Consider the following 17287-nt stretch of genomic DNA (forward strand, 5'->3'; position numbering starts at 1 on the left):
ATTTGTGTTTCAATCATCAACTTAGTATGGAGAAATATAATCAAGAGTTTGTGGCTAAGAGAATATGATTGTATCAATCCAGCGATATTTGAAGCACTTAGACTAAAAATTGAAAAAATAAGTGTTATCGTTCCTGTTTATATGTCAGAGACCTATCTTGAAAATGTTTAGATAGCATTCTTCAACAAACTTATCAAAATCTTGAAGTTATTTTAATCAATGATGGCTCAACGGATGGTTCAGCAGCTATTTGTCAACGATATAAGAATCAAGATGCGCGTGTTAAAGTTTTCCATAAGCCAGATGGAGGAGTTGCTTCCAGTCGTAATCGTGCCTTGGAAGCTGTGACAGGTGATTACATTGTCTTTGTTGATAATGATGATTGGCTAGAGTTAGACCATATCCAAAGCCTTTATGATTTATTGGAAAAAACGGATGCAGATATTGCAATTGGTAATTTCACTCAGTTTATTGAAGATCAGGGGAGTTTTTTAATCCATGTAGGTGCAGACAACTATTTTGAACAAGTGTATAGCCCTTTTGATTGGTTCCATCATCAATATGACGGAAAATATAATCTTAGTCAATGTTTTACTGTTCCGTGGGCAAAACTCTATAAAGCGGAGCTTTTCAAGGATATTGTCTATCCAACGTATCAGAAGGTAGAAGACGATTATACGACCTATAAGGTTTATCTTCAAGCAGATAAGATTGCCTATATGAATAAAGCCATTTATATTCATAGAAAACGCTCCACAAGTGTGACTAGAACAGTTAATCTTGCAGATGTTTATCCTTTAAAGAGTATTGAAGAGCGTCTGACTATTTTGAATCTGATTGGGGCACCTCAGGAGTTGTTGGATAAGGAAATTCAGGCTTATAAATGGCGATTATCCATTCATGAAGAAGAATCATTGAAACGCGGAGATATGGAAGCTTATCAACAGATTTTGGTGAAAAAAGCTATTGAGACCAAGCGTCGGTGAGAGCGATAGGATTTATAGACTAGTTGATTAAAGAAAAATAATTAGTACAACTTATTGTAAAATAAAAAAATTCTCTGAAGTCATTCGATTTCAGAGAATTTTTTCTTATTCTTCATCTGGTGTGAGAATCATCGGAATGATGATTGGTTCACGTTCAGTATTTTCGTAAAGGAATGGTCGAATGGCGTTTACGATAGCGCCATTGACAGATTGGACGCTGGCATCCTTGTTTTTCAAAGCGATGCGAATTGCATTGAAAAGGATACGTTGGCTTTGGCGAATCAAGTCGCCAGACTCTCTCATGTAGACAAATCCACGGCTGAGAATATCTGGTCCAGATAGAATCATCTGAGACTTGAAGTCAACGGTTGCGACAGCTAGAACGACACCGTCTTCAGATAGATCGCGACGATCTTTAAGCACAGCTGCACCGATTTCACCGATACGATTTCCATCGACGTAGATATCTTGAGCATTAAAATGACCAGCGATACGAGCAGAATTTGCAGTAAGGGCAAGCACATCACCATTGCTCATGATAAAGATATTGTCCTTCTCAACTCCAGTATCTACGGCAAGTCCAGCGTGGACTTTTTGCATGCGGTATTCACCATGAACAGGCATGAAGTATTTTGGTTTGATGAGGCGGAGCATGAGTTTTTGCTCTTGTTGACCACCGTGTCCAGAAGTATGGATGTTGTTAATCTTACCATGGATAACTTCAACACCAGCTTCAGAAATGATGTTAATTAATTTGTTGACGCTAGTGGTGTTTCCTGGAATTGGGCTAGATGAGAAGATAACAGTATCACCAGGTTGGAGTTGCACTTGACGGTGAGTCCCGTTAGCGATACGAGAGAGGGCTGCCATGGGTTCGCCCTGACTACCTGTACAGAGGATAAGAATCTCACCTGCAGGGTAGTCTTTAATTTCATTTGGCTCGATGAAGGTTCCCTTAGGTGCCTTGATGTAACCAAGTTCAATCCCGTTGACAATGGCCTTTTCCATAGAGCGCCCAAATACTGCGATCTTACGCCCTGTTTTAACAGCAGCTTCCGTTGCTTGCTGGAGACGGAAGATATTTGAGGCAAAGGATGCAAAGATGATACGTCCCTCGATACCTTGGATGATCTTCATGATTGACTGGCCGACAACCTTTTCAGAGTTTGTAAAGGTTGGAACTTCAGCATTGGTCGAGTCAGAGAGTAAGCAAAGCACTCCGTCTTCACCTAGGGCTGCCATACGGTGCAAGTCTGCAGGTTCCCCAACTGGTGTAAAGTCAAACTTGAAGTCTCCTGTACAGACGATTTTTCCTTGAGGTGTATGGATGACGATTCCCAATGGCTCTGGAATCGAGTGGGTTGTTCTAAAGAAAGTTGCTTTAAGGTTTTTAAAGGTCAACTCCGTGTTGTGGTTGATTTCGTGAAGTGTAGCATTGCGCAAAAGTCCATGCTCTTCGAGTTTTCCACGGATTAAGGCAAGGGCCAGTGGACCAGCATAGATAGGGATGTTTGCTTGCTTGAGCAAGAAAGGAATCCCTCCGATATGGTCCTCGTGTCCGTGGGTAATCAAGAGAGCCTTGACGCGGTCGATATTTTCTACAATGTAAGAGTAATCAGGGATAACGTAGTCGATACCAAGTAGGTCATCCTCAGGGAATTTAATCCCTGCATCAACGATGATGATTTCGTCTTGATATTCGATACCATATGTGTTTTTTCCGATTTCTCCTAGACCACCAATGGCAAAAACGCCGACTTCTTCTGGTTTAAGAGTGTAGGCCATATTAGAACTCCGTAATTTCGAATGCGCCAGTTTCTTTTTCGTAGTCTAGCAATTTGTCAGACAAGAGTTCGATATACTCGATATTATATTCTGGACGATTTTCTTCGACAAGCTGGCGAGCGGCGATACGTCCTTCAAGTTCTGAATTAGCATCGATGTCTAAGTATAGTGAGCGTGTTGTTTCACGACGTGGGCTGCGTTCTTTTGTTTCTTGATAAAAAACTTTGTAAATCATATGTTTCCTTTCTGCTTTCAGGTCAGCTATATTCAAAAATGCTCAGTTTGAAGCTGGTTTGATTCCAGTTCATTTTTTGTCTCGATTGACCTTGATTCGTTACAATTATCTCAATTATAACATAAAAAGGGGAATTAGTAAAAGCAGGAAACATGAAAGTAAGGAGCTTGAAATGCGTTTCATTTTACCTTGTATAAGTATTTGAAGACATCAGATGCAAGTGCTATAATAAAGTTAGAAAAGAGGTTTTTCTTGATTAAGGAGGACTAGCTATGCTTGATTTTGTGTTTCACCTATTTGGATGGAAATTCTACATACTGCTACAACTGCTTGGGCTCCTTTTCGTTAGATGATAATTTTGAAATATTTACCTTTAGGATTGAAGAAAGGAGGCTCTCTATGTTTCAACTAGCTATCGTGATTCGTCTCTTGGTATTTGCTGTTTTTGTTGCCTGTGTTTACGGTGGCAATTTAGTATTTGTTCGGCTGGAACATAGAAAAACAGCTTTACACTGGAAAATTCTCTTTGTAACACTGTATTCTATTTTCCTCCTTCTTGTGACCTATGTGGTCTGGCTTGTATTTTACTTTGGTTTGAATGCTTAAGTACTTGTCCTGTCTGTTTGGCAGGACAATTTTGTTTCAAAACAAAGAAAATTCCCATGCGAGGGCTTTTGTAGTATAATAGTAAACAGACAAAAAGATAGGAATGTGTTATGAAAGTATTAGCTTTTGATACGTCTAGCAAGGCTCTTTCTCTTGCTATTTTAGAGGACAAGCAGCTTCTTGCAGAGACGACAATCAATATCAAAAAAAATCACAGTATTACCCTTATGCCAGCCATTGATTTTTTGATGGCCAGCCTAGATTGGACACCCAAGGATTTGGATCGAATCGTTGTGGCAGAAGGACCTGGTAGCTATACAGGTCTGCGAATCGCGGTAGCAACTGCCAAGACCTTGGCTCATACCCTGAACATTGAGTTAGTGGGGATGTCTAGCCTTTTAGCTCTGGTACCGAGCCAGCAGGAAGGTTTGGTGGTTCCTTTGATGGATGCGCGTCGCAATAATGTTTATGCAGGATTTTATGAAAATGCCCAGCCTGTCTTTCCAGAAGCGCATTTGTCCTTTGAGCAAGTCCTAGAACAAGTCAAGGATGCTGACCAGGTAACCTTTGTCGGTGAAGTTGGAGCCTTTGTGGATCAAATCCAAGAACAACTGCCACAGGCTAATTACCAAGAAACCCTGCCAAATGCAGTTAATCTTGCTCTTTGGGCCTGGGACAAGGAAGCAGACTCCTTGCACGACTTTGTGCCGAATTACCTCAAACGAGTCGAGGCTGAGGAAAACTGGCTCAAGAACCATACCGAGTCTGGCGAGTCTTACATTAAACGCCTATGATAGAAATTAAACGAATCCAACAGCAGCCTGACTTGGCTCAAGCCATCTACGATGTGATGGCAGCTGTTTACCCAGTCAGTCCTTGGACGCTGGAACAAATCCAAGCAGACCTGTCTCAAGACCAGACCTGGTATGCTCTAGCTTATGATGGGGCAGAAGTGATTGGTTTTTTAGCCGTTCAGGAGAATCTCTTTGAAGCAGAAGTCTTGCAAATCGCTGTTAAAGGAGACTATCAGGGTCAGGGAATTGCGTCAGCCTTGTTTGCTCAATTGCCGACAGATAAGGAGATTTTCCTCGAAGTTAGAAAGTCCAACCACCGAGCGCAAGCATTTTACAAGAAAGAAAAGATGGCTATCATCGCTGAGAGAAAGGCCTATTACCATGATCCAGTTGAGAACGCCATTATCATGAAGAGAGAAATAGATGAAGGATAGATATATTTTAGCATTTGAGACATCCTGTGATGAGACTAGTGTTGCCGTCTTGAAAAACAACGACCAGCTCTTGTCCAATGTTATTGCTAGTCAAATTGAGAGTCACAAACGTTTTGGGGGCGTAGTGCCAGAAGTAGCCAGTCGTCACCATGTCGAGGTCATTACAGCCTGTATCGAGGAGGCGTTGGCAGAAGCAGGGATTACCGAAGAGGACGTGACAGCTGTTGCGGTTACTTATGGACCGGGCTTGGTCGGAGCCTTGCTAGTTGGCTTATCAGCTGCTAAGGCCTTTGCTTGGGCACATGGACTTCCACTTATCCCTGTTAACCACATGGCTGGTCACCTCATGGCAGCTCAGAGCGTGGAGCCTTTGGAGTTTCCCTTGCTAGCCCTCTTGGTCAGCGGTGGACACACAGAGTTGGTTTATGTTTCTGAGGCTGGTGACTACAAGATTGTTGGGGAAACGCGAGATGACGCGGTTGGTGAGGCTTATGATAAGGTCGGCCGTGTCATGGGTTTGACCTATCCTGCAGGTCGTGAGATTGATGAGCTAGCTCATCAAGGGCAGGATATTTATGATTTTCCTCGTGCCATGATTAAGGAAGATAATCTGGAGTTTTCATTCTCAGGTTTGAAATCGGCCTTTATCAATCTTCATCACAATGCCGAGCAAAAGGGAGAAAGCTTGTCCACAGAGGATTTGTGTGCTTCCTTCCAAGCAGCTGTACTGGATATTCTTATGGCAAAAACTAAGAAGGCTTTGGAGAAATATCCTGTTAAAACCCTAGTTGTGGCAGGAGGTGTGGCAGCCAATAAAGGTCTCAGAGAACGCCTAGCAACTGAAATCACAGATGTCAATGTCATCATTCCACCTCTGCGCCTCTGCGGAGACAATGCAGGTATGATTGCTTATGCCAGCGTCAGCGAGTGGAACAAAGAAAACTTTGCAAACTTGGACCTCAATGCCAAACCAAGTCTCGCCTTTGATACTATGGAATAAGGAGTCAGCTTAAGGCTGGCTTTTTTGCTCTCTTAAATGTCAGAATATTTTGACAAAACCATAAAAATAATGATATACTATATAAAAAATAGGAGGTGGTCAGATGATTGAGAGAATGGAATTGGGAGAATTTTACAAGGAATTGCGCTTGGCGAGAAAACTCAAGCAGTCAGATGTGGCCTGTGAGGGTCTAACAGCTTCTCAGTTGTCCAAGTTTGAACTAGGACAGTCTATGCTATCTGCGGACAAACTGATCTTAGCCATCCAAGGAATCAATGTGACCTTCGATGAGTTTGGTCATAAGCTCAACAATTATCAAGAATCTCCACATATGCGATTTGGCAGAAAGGTTGTGGATCGCTTTGCCCACCAAGATATCGCTGGCTTAGAGCAACTGTTGGAGGAAGTCGAGCGAGAACAGATGGCAGAGACCTATCGTCGTTTGAATGCCATTGTGATTAAAGATGCTATCCATTCCTTAGATAAAAGCTATCCGCTAGCAGAGGAGGATAGCGAGTTTTTAACTACCTACCTCTACGCTATTGAGTCTTGGACCTGGTTTGAACTCTATATATTCTGTAATACCATGCCTTTCTTGAGCAATCAAGATTTGATATTTTTATCAACCACTTTACTTGAGAAATCTAAGGAATTTAAAGAGTTGGTACATAATAGACTATATATGAAAAGTGGCTTTCTGAATATTATATCAGAGCTCATGGAGCGCAAACTTTTCTCTTACATCCCAATCTTTGAAGCTGAGCTGGAGAGTATGCTTCGTCCATACGATGTTTTTGAAAAAGTATTGTGGCAATTTTTAAAGAAAATGAGTATTTTCCTTCAAACCAAAGGAAACAATCAAAAAGAGATTGAACACTTTATCCAATCTCTGCAAGTATTAGAAAATCCACAATTGATAGCCCTCTTCGAATTGCGTTTTCAGCAATACAAAGAACTTATCGATTAGTTAGAAACGGGAAAATGATAATAATCTCAGCAACGATTGTCAATAATGTTAAAATTTGTTTTTTCATAGTTCCTCCACTCCTCATTAGTAATAACTTTATTATACCAGTGAAATAATCAAATCTACCAAAATCGCAAATCTGAAATTTCTATAAGAAAAAATATCAAATATGCGATTTTCTACAATAAGCTAATTTTCGTGTTATAGTGTTTTTGTAAAGCACTTGAAGCAAATCCTAGGTCGCAGAAGTGGTTTACAAATGAAAATAATTGAAGGAGTGTAAAAAATGTTAAATTTACAATTTGCAGAAACAATGGAATTGACAGAAGCTGAGTTGCAAGATGTTAGAGGAGGCAACACTGTGGTTAACCCAGGCGGTGGAATTGGAGTAGGTTTAGGAGCACCTTGGTCAATCACTAATTTCTGGAAGAAATATTTTAACCATGATTCTTCCACTGTTAATCGTCGTCATTGATATTTAAAGCCCTTGCCTTTGTTTGGGTTAGGGCTTTCTTTATTTCGTAATATAGGAGAAAATAGGATGAAAAAGATAATCTCACGCTACTACTTTATTATAGCTGCTCTACTAGTTATTGCTGACCAGAAGTTCAGTGGTCTGGTTTTATCTAGCGACTTTGCTCTTGGTCTATCTGACTTTACCTATTATCTGTCGGATATGATGTTGAATTTTCTTGTGGTTTTATTTGCTCTTATTGTTATGATTTGGTCGGGGAAATGGCAGAAAATCAACAATAGAAAGTTTAAAAGATCCTATCTTTTCTATTCCTTCCTAGCTCTGCTTGCTTTTGTTGCTTGGAATTTTGTCACCTTTTTTCTTTTCCCACCTACTCGAAATGAAATTTCTTATCAACATGCTGCTCCTACTTTTACAGGAGCTACGGCATTTTTGATGTATTTTTTTTATCCTGTGATTGCAGGTCCCATTTTTGAAGACATGATTTATCGTGGATTAGTGATGACTGCTCTGGAAAAAGGAAAGAAATGGGGGCTAGATGTACTTGGTTCTGCTGCTTTGTTTGGAATATTGCATATTAGTAATCATGGTTGGGTATTGACAGACTTTGTCTTCTATATGGGTGGAGGTCTTATATTTGCAGTCTTATTTAGAATGACAAAGTCAATTTATTGGCCTATTGGACTGCATATAGTCTACAATGGTATTGGTCAGCTTTTGATGTTACTGTAATTTTGGTTGTTAGTAGTATCGCGGTCTATCCTTGGGGAAAGATTCCCATTTGAACTTAAAAAGGAGTTGTGATGAAAGTATTTCTTCAAAATAGAGATTTTAGGCAATTAACTATCAACCAGTGGATTTCAACGGTTGGGGATACGATTTTTTATCTGGCCTTTTTGAATTATGTGGCAGATGCATCTTTTGCCCCTTTGGCGATTTTACTGATCACGATTTCAGAAACCCTTCCTCAAGTTCTGCAAATCTTTCTGGGAGTTTTGGCGGATTTTCAACATCATCGTGTCCTAAAATATACAATGATTAGTTTTGCAAAATTTTTGCTTTACTCTATCGTTTCTTTATCACTTTCAGGGCAGTCCTTTTCCTTGTTATTAGTAGCATTTATTTGTCTGATTAACCTCTTATCTGACACATTGAGTTATTTTTCAGGCGCCATGCTCACTCCGATTTTCATTAGAATTATTGGGCAAGACCATCTGGCAGAAGCTATTGGATTTAAACAGTCAACTGTTAGTTTAGTGAAAACAATCAGTAATATTCTAGGAGGAGTCTTACTAGGTATTCTATCTATCCAGTCTATTTCCTTACTGAATGCTCTGACCTTTTTAATCGCATTTTTAGGTATTCTTTTCATAAAAACAGACCTCTTGAAAGTAGAAAAAACGATTAGCTATCAAGAAGGACTCTCTGTAAAATCCTTTTGCCAGCATCTGCTCCAATCATCAAAATTGATATGGAATATGAATAAGGTGCTCTTGGTTTTGTTTATTATCTCTATTAGTCAAGCAGTGATAAATGTTACAGTTCCTGTTTCTACTCTGTTTTTGAGGAATCAGCCCTTTTTGAATTTACAAACAGGTCAATCTCTTGCCTTGTTATCCACCCTTGAATTGTCAGCCCTTATTGTCGGAAGCCTTGTGAGTGGCTATCTGAAGAATACAATCTCCATAAAACTAGCCCTATATGCCTCGCTTATTATCCAATTACTCCTTTTAGTTGGCTTTGTGGCAGTTCGTTTTGACTGGATTCTCATCTTTAGTGCTTTGGACGCCTTTTTCGCAGGTGTTCTCTCTCCTCGACTACAGGAACTCGTTTTTAAACAAATACCTGAGGAGTCAATGGGAGCAGTTCAATCCTCTATCGGCGCCATTACGGTTGTTTTACCTAGCTTATTTACAATAGCTTTGGTAACCATTGCTACTAGCTTTGGAACTCTGGCAGTTAGCCTTGTTTTATTGCTATTCCTTCTAGTTGCCTTTGTCATGCTCTCGAATATTCGTGAAAGTATTTAACGGAGAATTTGTATAATATATGTTTGAGACTGGCCTCCCAGTCTTTTTCTGTTCTTGTCAGTCAGCAGACTTTTTTCTATTTCACGAATATGTTATAATGATGTTTGCTGTGACTGTTTGGAAAGCAGTTGCTGAAGGAATGATTAGTGAGGAAATCTATGAAAGAAAAAGGATTTTGGGAAGGTGTGCAGGCTGCGGTGCCGACGGCTCTGGGCTATGTTAGCATCGGCCTTGCCTGTGGGATTATCGGTTCGCCCTATGTGACACCAGTAGAAATGGGGCTGATGAGTCTCTTTGTTTATGCTGGGAGTGCCCAGTTTGCTATGATAGCCTTGATAGCAGTTCAAGCTCCAGTAGCTGCTATTGCCATGACGGTCTTTTTGATTAATCTGCGTCTCTTCTTGCTCAGTTTGCATGCATCGACCTATTTTCGTCATACTAGTCTTTGGCACAATATCGGCATGTCCAGCCTCTTGACCGATGAGACCTATGGCGTTTTGATGGGCGAGTTGGTGCATACGGATAAGGTCAATCCTATGTGGATGCACGGGAACAACCTTAACAGCTATGTAGCTTGGTTTGTTGGAACTGTTGTCGGAACTGCTCTAGGTGGACTTCTACCAAATCCAGAAATTTTTGGCTTAGATTTTGCCCTAGTGGGGATGTTTATTGGGATTTTTACTTCCCAGTTTCAGATTATGCAAAAACGGATTCCTTTGCGCAATCTCTTCATAATTTTAGCAGTTGTAGCTGTATCTTTCTTTTTGCTCTTGACGGTGGTGTCTCAGTCATTAGCTGTTCTGTTTGCGACCTTGCTAGGTTGTACCATGGGGGTGGTCTTGGATGGTCAGTAAGTATATTTTATTAGCAATTGTCTTTTCTGGCTTGGTGACTTGGATTCCAAGAATGATTCCTTTTATCCTAGCCAAGTACAAGGGTTTGCCGCCTATCGTAGAGCGCTTTTTGAAATTTCTACCAGTTTCTATTATCTTTGCCTTGATTCTTTCAAGCGTGGTGACAGGAAAAGTTGGAAGTCTTCCGCAGATAAAGTGGTTAGACTTTTTAGCAGTCTTTCCAACGGCTTTTGTAGCCTTTCGTTACCGCAATCTGGTAGGGACTGTTCTCTTTGGGGTGGTCTTGATAGCAGTCCTACGTTTGGTCTTTTAATCAGCCATAAAGAAAACCTATCACAAATATAGAAATCATATAATAGCGTAATTCCTTTTTTTCTGTTAAGATAAGATTGTATTCTATTTTGGAGGAAATATCATGAAAAAAATCGTTAAATATTCATCACTTGCTGCCCTAGGGCTTGTAGCCGCAGGTGTATTGGCAGCTTGCTCAGGTGGTGAAAAGAAAGATGCTGCATCTGGTGAAGCAACATCTGGTAAAAAAGAAATCGTTGTAGCAACTAACGCGTCACCAAAACCATTTAACTATGAAGAAAACGGTGAGTTGACTGGTTTTGAGATTGAGGTTGTTCGCGCTATCTTTAAAGACTCTGACAAGTATGATGTCAAGTTTGAAAAGACAGAATGGTCAGGTATCTTTGCAGGCCTTGACGCAGATCGTTACCAAATGGCGGTTAACAACATCAGCTACACTAAAGAACGTGCAGAAAAATATCTTTACGCAGCACCAACTGCTAAAAACCCTAATGTTCTCGTAGTTAAGAAAGATGATAACAGCATCAAATCACTTGATGATATCGGTGGAAAATCTACTGAAGTCGTTCAAGGAACAACATCAGCTAAACAATTGGAAGAATACAACAAACAACACGCAGATAACCCAACTGTCCTTAACTATACAAAAGCTGACTTCCAACAAATCATGGGACGTTTGAGCGATGGACAATTTGACTACAAGATTTTTGATAAAATCGGTGTAGAAACAGTTATCAAAAACCAAGGTTTGGATAACTTGAAAGTCATCGAACTTCCAAGTGACCAACAACCTTACGTTTACCCACTTCTTGCAAAAGGTCAAGATGAATTGAAATCATTTGTTGACAAACGCATCCAAGAACTCTACAAAGACGGAACTCTTGAAAAATTATCTCAACAGTTCTTTGGTGGTTCTTACCTCCCAGCAGAAGCTGACATCAAATAAGTTTGTAAATCATCCATTCTCTCGTAGGTGGATGATTTTGTAACTTTTAGACATATAGTTTAAAACTATATGTCTGCCTATCTAATAACAATTTGCGAAATCAAATAAAGTGTGAGATACTATTACAGTATTATTTTTAAAGGAGAACGAATCATGAAAATTAAAAAATGGTTAGGCGTAGCAGCTATCGCTACAGTAGCAGGCCTTGCACTTGCAGCTTGCGGAAATTCAGACAAGAAAGCAGACAACACAACTACAGTTAAAATCGCGACTGTTAACCGTAGCGGTTCAGAAGAAGCACGCTGGGACAAAGTCCAAGAATTGGTTGAAAAAGACGGAATTAAATTGGAATTCACAGAGTTTACAGACTACTCACAACCAAACAAAGCAACTGCTGATGGTGAAGTAGACTTGAACGCTTTCCAACACTACAACTTCTTGAACAACTGGAACAAAGAAAACGGGAAAGACCTTGTAGCGATTGCAGATACTTATATCTCACCAATCCGCCTTTACTCAGGTAAAAACGGAGAAGAAAACAAGTACACTAAAGTGGAAGAAATCCCAGCAAACGGAGAAATCGCTGTACCTAACGATGCTACTAACGAAAGTCGTGCTCTTTACCTTCTTCAATCAGCTGGTTTGATCAAATTGGACGTTTCAGGAACTGCGCTTGCGACAATCGCAAACATCACAGAAAATCCAAAGAACTTGAAAATCACTGAATTAGACGCAAGTCAAACAGCTCGTTCATTATCATCCGTTGATGCGGCTGTTGTCAACAACACTTTTGTTACAGAAGCAAAATTGGACTACAAGAAAGCACTCTTTAAAGAGCAAGCTGACGAAAACTCAAAACAATGGTACAACATCATCGTTGCGAAAAAAGATTGGGAATCATCACCTAAAGCTGATGCAATCAAGAAAATTATCGCAGCTTACCATACTGATGAAGTGAAAAAAGTCATCGAAGAAACTTCAGACGGCTTGGATCAACCAGTTTGGTAATAAACACAGGGAGGTGGGAGAGATTTTTTCCACCTCTTGCTTTTATATAGAGACTAAAGAAAAGGAACATCCACTTGTATTGATTCCAAAGGTACAAGTCCTAGTAGAAAGGTAGAGAGAAAATGGTTTTCCCTAGCCAAGAAGAACAAATTGAAAAGTTTGAAAAGGATCATGTAGCGCAACATTACTTTGAAGTGTTGCGGACCTTGATTTCTAAAAAATCAGTCTTTGCCCAACAAGTCGGCCTTAAAGAGGTGGCTCGTTATCTAGGCGAAATCTTCAAGCGTGTAGGTGCAGAGGTCGAGATTGATGAGAGTTATACGGCACCCTTTGTCATGGCGCATTTTAAAAGTTCACGCCCAAATGCCAAGACTATCATTTTCTACAACCACTATGACACAGTACCTGCGGATGGCGACCAAGTCTGGACAGAGGATCCATTTACGCTTTCTGTCCGTGATGGCATCATGTATGGACGTGGGGTTGATGATGACAAGGGACATATCACCGCCCGCTTGAGTGCTCTTAGAAAATACATGCAGCATCATGATGATCTACCAGTCAATATCAGTTTCATCATGGAAGGTGCAGAAGAATCTGCCTCTATGGACTTGGACAAATATCTAGAAAAACATGCGAACAAGCTTCGTGGTGCAGATTTATTGGTCTGGGAACAAGGAACCAAAAATGCCTTGGAACAGCTAGAAATCTCTGGTGGAAACAAGGGAATTGTGACTTTTGATGCCAAGGTCAAGAGTGCCGATGTGGATATCCACTCTAGCTATGGAGGTATTGTGGAGTCAGCTCCATGGTATCTCATTCAAGCCTTGACCAGTTTGCGAGCTGCAGATGGCCGTATCTTGGTTGAAGGTCTGTACGAAGAAGTACAAGAGCCGAATGAACGAGAGTTAGCCTTGGTTGAAACCTATGCCCAACGCAATCCAGAGGAAGTCAGCCAGATTTATGGCTTGGAATTGCCACTTTTACAAGAGGAACGTACAGCCTTTCTCAAACGGTTCTTCTTTGAACCAGCACTCAATATCGAAGGGATTCAGTCTGGTTATCAGGGGCAAGGAGTTAAAACGATTCTACCAGCAGAGGCTAGTGCCAAGCTAGAAGTTCGTTTGGTTCCTGGCTTGGACCCGCATGATGTTTTGGATAAAATCCGGAAACAACTAGACAAAAACGGCTTTGATAAGGTAGAATTATACTATACCTTGGGTGAGATGAGTTATCGAAGCGATATGAGTGCACCATCTATTCTCAATGTTATTGAGTTGGCCAAGAAATTCTATCCACAGGGCGTATCTGTCTTGCCAACAACTGCAGGGACAGGACCTATGCATACGGTCTTTGATGCCTTAGAAGTACCTATGGTTGCCTTTGGTCTAGGAAATGCTAATAGCCGAGACCATGGTGGAGATGAAAATGTGCGAATCGCAGATTATTACACCCATATTGAATTAGTAGAGGAGCTGATTAGAAGCTATGAGTAGAGATATTATCAAGTTAGATCAGATCGACGTGACTTTTCACCAAAAGAAAAGAACCATCACAGCGGTCAAGGATGTGACAATTCACATCCAAGAAGGGGATATCTACGGAATCGTTGGATATTCTGGAGCAGGGAAATCAACCCTAGTTCGTGTGATTAACCTCTTGCAAAAACCATCTGCAGGTCGAATTACTGTAGACAATGATGTAATTTTTGATGGCAAGGTTACCTTAACTGCGGAGCAATTACGTCATAAACGTCAAGATATAGGGATGATTTTCCAACACTTTAACCTGATGAGCCAGAAAACAGCAGAGGAAAACGTAGCCTTTGCCCTCAAACACTCTGGCCTCAGCAAGGAAGAAAAGAAGGCTAAAGTAGCTAAGTTGTTGGACTTAGTTGGTCTTGCAGATCGTGCCGAAAACTATCCTTCACAATTATCTGGTGGTCAAAAACAACGTGTGGCTATTGCGCGTGCCTTGGCCAATGATCCAAAAATCTTGATTTCAGACGAGTCAACTTCAGCTCTTGATCCAAAGACAACGAAACAGATCTTGTCACTCTTGCAAGAATTGAACCGTAAACTAGGTTTGACCATTGTCCTGATTACACACGAGATGCAGATTGTCAAAGATATTGCTAACCGTGTTGCTGTTATGCAGGATGGTCGATTGATTGAAGAAGGTACCGTTCTTGAAATCTTCTCTGATCCTAAGCAACCATTGACTCAGGACTTTATCTCGACTGCGACAGGTATCGATGAAGCTATGGTCAAGATTGAGAAACAAGAAATCGTGGAACACCTATCTGAGAATAGCCTCTTGGTGCAACTCAAGTACGCAGGAGCTTCTACAGATGAGCCACTTTTGAATGAATTGTACAAACATTACCAAGTAACAGCCAATATTCTCTATGGAAACATTGAAATTTTGGATGGTACTCCTGTGGGTGAACTTGTGGTTGTCTTGTCAGGAGAAAAAGAAGCCTTGGCAAGTGCTCAAGATGCTATCCGTCAGGCTGGTGTGCAACTAAAAGTATTGAAGGGAGGACAGTAAGATGGCAGAATTGATTAAAGCATACTTACCAAACGTCTATAAGATGGGTTGGTCTGGTCAAGCTGGCTGGGGAACAGCAATCTACTTGACCCTTTATATGACGGTTCTTTCCTTCATCATCGGAGGTTTCCTAGGGCTGGTTGCAGGGCTTTTCCTTGTCTTGACAGCTCCAGGTGGTGTCTTGGAAAATAAAGTTGTTTTCTGGATTTTAGACAAGATTACCTCTATCTTCCGTGCGGTGCCATTTATCATTCTCTTGGCTGTATTGTCACCCTTCTCTCATCTAATCGTAGGGACAAGTATCGGACCAAATGCGGCTATTGTACCCCTATCTTTTGCAGTCTTTGCCTTCTTTGCTCGTCAGGTACAGGTGGTATTGGCAGAGCTAGATGGCGGTGTCATCGAGGCAGCTCAAGCTAGCGGAGCTACTTTCTGGGACATCGTAGGTGTTTACCTATCGGAAGGTCTACCAGACTTGATCCGTGTGACAACTGTGACCTTGATCTCACTAGTTGGTGAAACAGCTATGGCGGGAGCGGTCGGAGCAGGTGGTATCGGTAACGTAGCTATCGCCTATGGATTTAACCGTTTCAATCATGATGTAACAGTCCTTGCGACACTCATCATTATCCTGATTATCTTTACAATTCAGTTCTTGGGAGACTTTTTGACCAAGAAATTAAGCCATAAATAAAAAAGAGCCAGCTGGCTCTCAGATTGAAGAAAAAGTCAATTTTGGACAATTTTCTTCAATCTTTTTCTATTATTAGAGAAAATAAAAAACTCTTAATACTCTTCGAAAATCAATTTCAAACCACGTCAACGTCGCCTTGCCGTACTCAAGTACAGCCTGCGGCTAGTTTCCTAGTTTGCTCTTTGATTTTCATTGAGTATAAAAAGAGCATAGAACAGCAATTCTAAGAGTTTTCACTATATGGTAACCAACCTCTATAGGGGCAATTTTTAATTATGGATAGGGGTTGACTACTTTTGAAGAGCCGTGTGGCTCTTTTTATAAACTATATTTGTTATTCAAGTGGAATAAACTTTTGGAAGTATGGTATAATGAGAAAGCATATTTCGATATGACTAAGGTAGTGATCTATCTGTAGAGAATTATGAAATGATAAAGGAGTTCGGCTAGTATGAATTATTTTGAGGGGAATGAGTTTTTCCTTCTATTGTTTGTAGTTTTACTGATTGGCTTTGTTTTAAACTACTTTGGCAAGCGTAAGGATTATTATATTTTAAGTCTGTCAATTTTATTTGCAGGAGCCATCTATGGTAAGAGTAAAGCCATGGTTGTTTATTTACTGGCATTCATCATTTACCAGTATTTTCTGGTTTTCATAGCACAAAGAATGGATTCAAAACGGTTGAAGCCACTGGTTATGTTATCCATTTTACCTTTAGTAGTCAATAAAGTCTTTGCCTTAACCCAGCTACATTTGTTGGCTTTTATTGGGATTTCTTATATGTCCTTTAAAACTATCCAAATCATGCTGGAAATATCGGATGGTTTAATCAAAGAAAAAATCAGTGTAAAAGATTATCTTCAGTTTCTACTCTTTTTCCCTACAGTTAGTTCGGGACCAATCGATCGTAGCAGAAGATTTCTAAAAGAGATCAATGAAGTCATGCCTAGAAAAGACTACCTAGAGTTAGCAGGTGATGGTATTTATCGCATTGTTCTAGGCCTTCTCTACAAGGTGGTTCTATCAACCTATATTTACCAGATGCTGCTTGCTCTAAGCAATACTGGTACAGTTGTCTACTCAATCAAATATATGTATTTGTATACACTCTATCTGTTCTTTGACTTTGCGGGTTATAGTTTGATGGCTGTTGGGAGCAGTAATATTTTGGGCATTCAGACACCGATGAATTTCAATAAGCCTTTCTTGAGTATTGATATCAAGGATTTCTGGACTAGATGGCACATCACCTTGTCAACTTGGTTGAGAGATTTTGTATTTTCAAGAGTTTTGATGCAGGTTATCAGAAAAAAATGGTTTAAGAATAGATTGCACAATGCAGCCTATGCCTATATGGTCAATATGCTAGTCATGGGATTTTGGCATGGAATTAGTGTCAGCTATATCGCTTATGGATTTTACCATGGCGTTCTGATGTCTGGATTTGAAATTTATCAAAAGAAAAGCACTTTTTATAAGAAACATAAGAATAAAACTTGGTACAAACTAATGAGTTGGTTTGTGACCATGAATTTAGTTATGGTTGGTTTCTTTATCTTTTCAGGAGAACCTTATAAGATTATCAGGATAATTTTAAGTAGATAAAGAAA

At 40.3% G+C, this 17287-nt stretch carries 18 protein-coding genes and 1 pseudogene; 17 read left to right on the forward strand and 2 right to left on the reverse strand.

The genetic code is table 11. The features are described 5' to 3' along the window. Window positions 1-108: 108 nt before the first annotated feature. A pseudogene (locus tag QM867_RS02165) lies at window positions 109-986 on the forward strand (glycosyltransferase family 2 protein). A gap of 105 nt (window positions 987-1091) precedes the next feature. On the opposite strand, the gene rnjA reads toward QM867_RS02165, so the two are convergent. Together rnjA and QM867_RS02175 are read right to left on the reverse strand one after the other, a co-directional pair. After that, entirely contained in the window at window positions 1092-2771 is a 1680-nt protein-coding gene (gene rnjA / locus QM867_RS02170) for a ribonuclease J1 (RefSeq protein WP_045762525.1), read from the reverse strand. 1 nt (window position 2772) lies between these two features. Beyond that, complete coding sequence (locus QM867_RS02175) at window positions 2773-3006, reverse strand: DNA-dependent RNA polymerase subunit epsilon (protein WP_000639582.1); 234 nt, start codon at window positions 3004-3006, stop codon at window positions 2773-2775. Between the two features lie 399 nt (window positions 3007-3405). Here QM867_RS02175 and QM867_RS02180 point away from each other — a divergent pair, with 399 nt between their 5' ends. From QM867_RS02180 to dltB, 16 genes are all read left to right on the forward strand, one after another. Continuing rightward, window positions 3406-3612, forward strand: a complete 207-nt coding sequence (locus QM867_RS02180) for a hypothetical protein (protein ID WP_414315062.1) — start codon at window positions 3406-3408, stop codon at window positions 3610-3612. A 110-nt stretch (window positions 3613-3722) separates the two neighbouring features. Next, window positions 3723-4406: a tRNA (adenosine(37)-N6)-threonylcarbamoyltransferase complex dimerization subunit type 1 TsaB gene (gene tsaB, locus QM867_RS02185; protein WP_414315063.1), complete on the forward strand. Its 684-nt coding sequence runs from the start codon at window positions 3723-3725 to the stop codon at window positions 4404-4406. Continuing rightward, window positions 4403-4840 carry a ribosomal protein S18-alanine N-acetyltransferase gene (gene rimI, locus QM867_RS02190; protein ID WP_414315064.1) on the forward strand — a complete coding sequence of 146 codons (438 nt, stop codon included), beginning with the start codon at window positions 4403-4405 and terminating at the stop codon, window positions 4838-4840. Before tsaB ends, rimI begins: the two co-directional genes overlap by 4 nt. Beyond that, a complete protein-coding gene (tsaD, locus tag QM867_RS02195; RefSeq protein WP_153196079.1) occupies window positions 4830-5840 on the forward strand; it encodes a tRNA (adenosine(37)-N6)-threonylcarbamoyltransferase complex transferase subunit TsaD in 1011 nt (336 codons plus the stop codon). The genes rimI and tsaD overlap by 11 nt, the downstream gene beginning before the upstream one ends. 103 nt (window positions 5841-5943) lie before the next feature. Continuing rightward, entirely contained in the window at window positions 5944-6807 is an 864-nt protein-coding gene (locus QM867_RS02200) for an XRE/MutR family transcriptional regulator (protein ID WP_023945164.1), read from the forward strand. A gap of 286 nt (window positions 6808-7093) precedes the next feature. Next, window positions 7094-7282: a peptide pheromone VP1 gene (locus tag QM867_RS02205; RefSeq protein ID WP_049495454.1), complete on the forward strand. Its 189-nt coding sequence runs from the start codon at window positions 7094-7096 to the stop codon at window positions 7280-7282. 66 nt (window positions 7283-7348) lie between these two features. After that, window positions 7349-8014: a CPBP family intramembrane glutamic endopeptidase gene (locus QM867_RS02210; protein WP_061088509.1), complete on the forward strand. Its 666-nt coding sequence runs from the start codon at window positions 7349-7351 to the stop codon at window positions 8012-8014. 71 nt (window positions 8015-8085) lie between these two features. Beyond that, window positions 8086-9312: an MFS transporter gene (locus QM867_RS02215; RefSeq protein ID WP_414315065.1), complete on the forward strand. Its 1227-nt coding sequence runs from the start codon at window positions 8086-8088 to the stop codon at window positions 9310-9312. Window positions 9313-9470: 158 nt separating this feature from the next. Continuing rightward, window positions 9471-10166 (forward strand): AzlC family ABC transporter permease, encoded by a 696-nt coding sequence (locus tag QM867_RS02220; RefSeq protein WP_153224596.1) that lies wholly within the window; start codon window positions 9471-9473, stop codon window positions 10164-10166. Then, entirely contained in the window at window positions 10156-10479 is a 324-nt protein-coding gene (locus QM867_RS02225) for an AzlD domain-containing protein (protein WP_045762538.1), read from the forward strand. Before QM867_RS02220 ends, QM867_RS02225 begins: the two co-directional genes overlap by 11 nt. Window positions 10480-10581: 102 nt before the next feature. Next, window positions 10582-11424, forward strand: coding sequence for an amino acid ABC transporter substrate-binding protein (locus tag QM867_RS02230; RefSeq protein ID WP_045762539.1), 843 nt, complete (start codon window positions 10582-10584; stop codon window positions 11422-11424). Between the two features lie 153 nt (window positions 11425-11577). After that, entirely contained in the window at window positions 11578-12432 is an 855-nt protein-coding gene (locus QM867_RS02235) for a MetQ/NlpA family ABC transporter substrate-binding protein (protein ID WP_414315066.1), read from the forward strand. Between the two features lie 122 nt (window positions 12433-12554). Beyond that, window positions 12555-13928: a M20 family metallopeptidase gene (locus QM867_RS02240; protein ID WP_371607928.1), complete on the forward strand. Its 1374-nt coding sequence runs from the start codon at window positions 12555-12557 to the stop codon at window positions 13926-13928. After that, complete coding sequence (locus QM867_RS02245; RefSeq protein ID WP_371607927.1) at window positions 13921-14982, forward strand: methionine ABC transporter ATP-binding protein; 1062 nt, start codon at window positions 13921-13923, stop codon at window positions 14980-14982. Before QM867_RS02240 ends, QM867_RS02245 begins: the two co-directional genes overlap by 8 nt. 1 nt (window position 14983) lies before the next feature. Then, window positions 14984-15676 carry a methionine ABC transporter permease gene (locus QM867_RS02250; protein ID WP_004250431.1) on the forward strand — a complete coding sequence of 231 codons (693 nt, stop codon included), beginning with the start codon at window positions 14984-14986 and terminating at the stop codon, window positions 15674-15676. A gap of 451 nt (window positions 15677-16127) precedes the next feature. After that, window positions 16128-17282, forward strand: a complete 1155-nt coding sequence (gene dltB / locus QM867_RS02255; RefSeq protein WP_371607926.1) for a D-alanyl-lipoteichoic acid biosynthesis protein DltB — start codon at window positions 16128-16130, stop codon at window positions 17280-17282. The last annotated feature ends 5 nt before the right edge of the window (window positions 17283-17287 follow it).

This window comes from Streptococcus infantis, assembly GCF_047463635.1.
GTDB classification, from domain to species: domain Bacteria; phylum Bacillota; class Bacilli; order Lactobacillales; family Streptococcaceae; genus Streptococcus; species Streptococcus infantis_W.

Coding starts and splice junctions, on each gene's coding strand:
- tsaB (WP_414315063.1), top strand. CDS start 3,723: ATGAAAGTATTAGCTTTTGATACGTCTAGCAAGGCTCTTTCTCTTGCT.
- QM867_RS02205 (WP_049495454.1), top strand. CDS start 7,094: ATGTTAAATTTACAATTTGCAGAAACAATGGAATTGACAGAAGCTGAG.
- QM867_RS02180 (WP_414315062.1), top strand. CDS start 3,406: ATGTTTCAACTAGCTATCGTGATTCGTCTCTTGGTATTTGCTGTTTTT.
- QM867_RS02200 (WP_023945164.1), top strand. CDS start 5,944: ATGATTGAGAGAATGGAATTGGGAGAATTTTACAAGGAATTGCGCTTG.
- QM867_RS02240 (WP_371607928.1), top strand. CDS start 12,555: ATGGTTTTCCCTAGCCAAGAAGAACAAATTGAAAAGTTTGAAAAGGAT.
- rimI (WP_414315064.1), top strand. CDS start 4,403: ATGATAGAAATTAAACGAATCCAACAGCAGCCTGACTTGGCTCAAGCC.
- QM867_RS02225 (WP_045762538.1), top strand. CDS start 10,156: ATGGTCAGTAAGTATATTTTATTAGCAATTGTCTTTTCTGGCTTGGTG.
- QM867_RS02175 (WP_000639582.1), bottom strand. CDS start 3,006: ATGATTTACAAAGTTTTTTATCAAGAAACAAAAGAACGCAGCCCACGT.
- QM867_RS02215 (WP_414315065.1), top strand. CDS start 8,086: ATGAAAGTATTTCTTCAAAATAGAGATTTTAGGCAATTAACTATCAAC.
- QM867_RS02210 (WP_061088509.1), top strand. CDS start 7,349: ATGAAAAAGATAATCTCACGCTACTACTTTATTATAGCTGCTCTACTA.
- QM867_RS02235 (WP_414315066.1), top strand. CDS start 11,578: ATGAAAATTAAAAAATGGTTAGGCGTAGCAGCTATCGCTACAGTAGCA.
- QM867_RS02220 (WP_153224596.1), top strand. CDS start 9,471: ATGAAAGAAAAAGGATTTTGGGAAGGTGTGCAGGCTGCGGTGCCGACG.
- rnjA (WP_045762525.1), bottom strand. CDS start 2,771: ATGGCCTACACTCTTAAACCAGAAGAAGTCGGCGTTTTTGCCATTGGT.
- dltB (WP_371607926.1), top strand. CDS start 16,128: ATGAATTATTTTGAGGGGAATGAGTTTTTCCTTCTATTGTTTGTAGTT.
- QM867_RS02245 (WP_371607927.1), top strand. CDS start 13,921: ATGAGTAGAGATATTATCAAGTTAGATCAGATCGACGTGACTTTTCAC.
- QM867_RS02250 (WP_004250431.1), top strand. CDS start 14,984: ATGGCAGAATTGATTAAAGCATACTTACCAAACGTCTATAAGATGGGT.
- tsaD (WP_153196079.1), top strand. CDS start 4,830: ATGAAGGATAGATATATTTTAGCATTTGAGACATCCTGTGATGAGACT.
- QM867_RS02230 (WP_045762539.1), top strand. CDS start 10,582: ATGAAAAAAATCGTTAAATATTCATCACTTGCTGCCCTAGGGCTTGTA.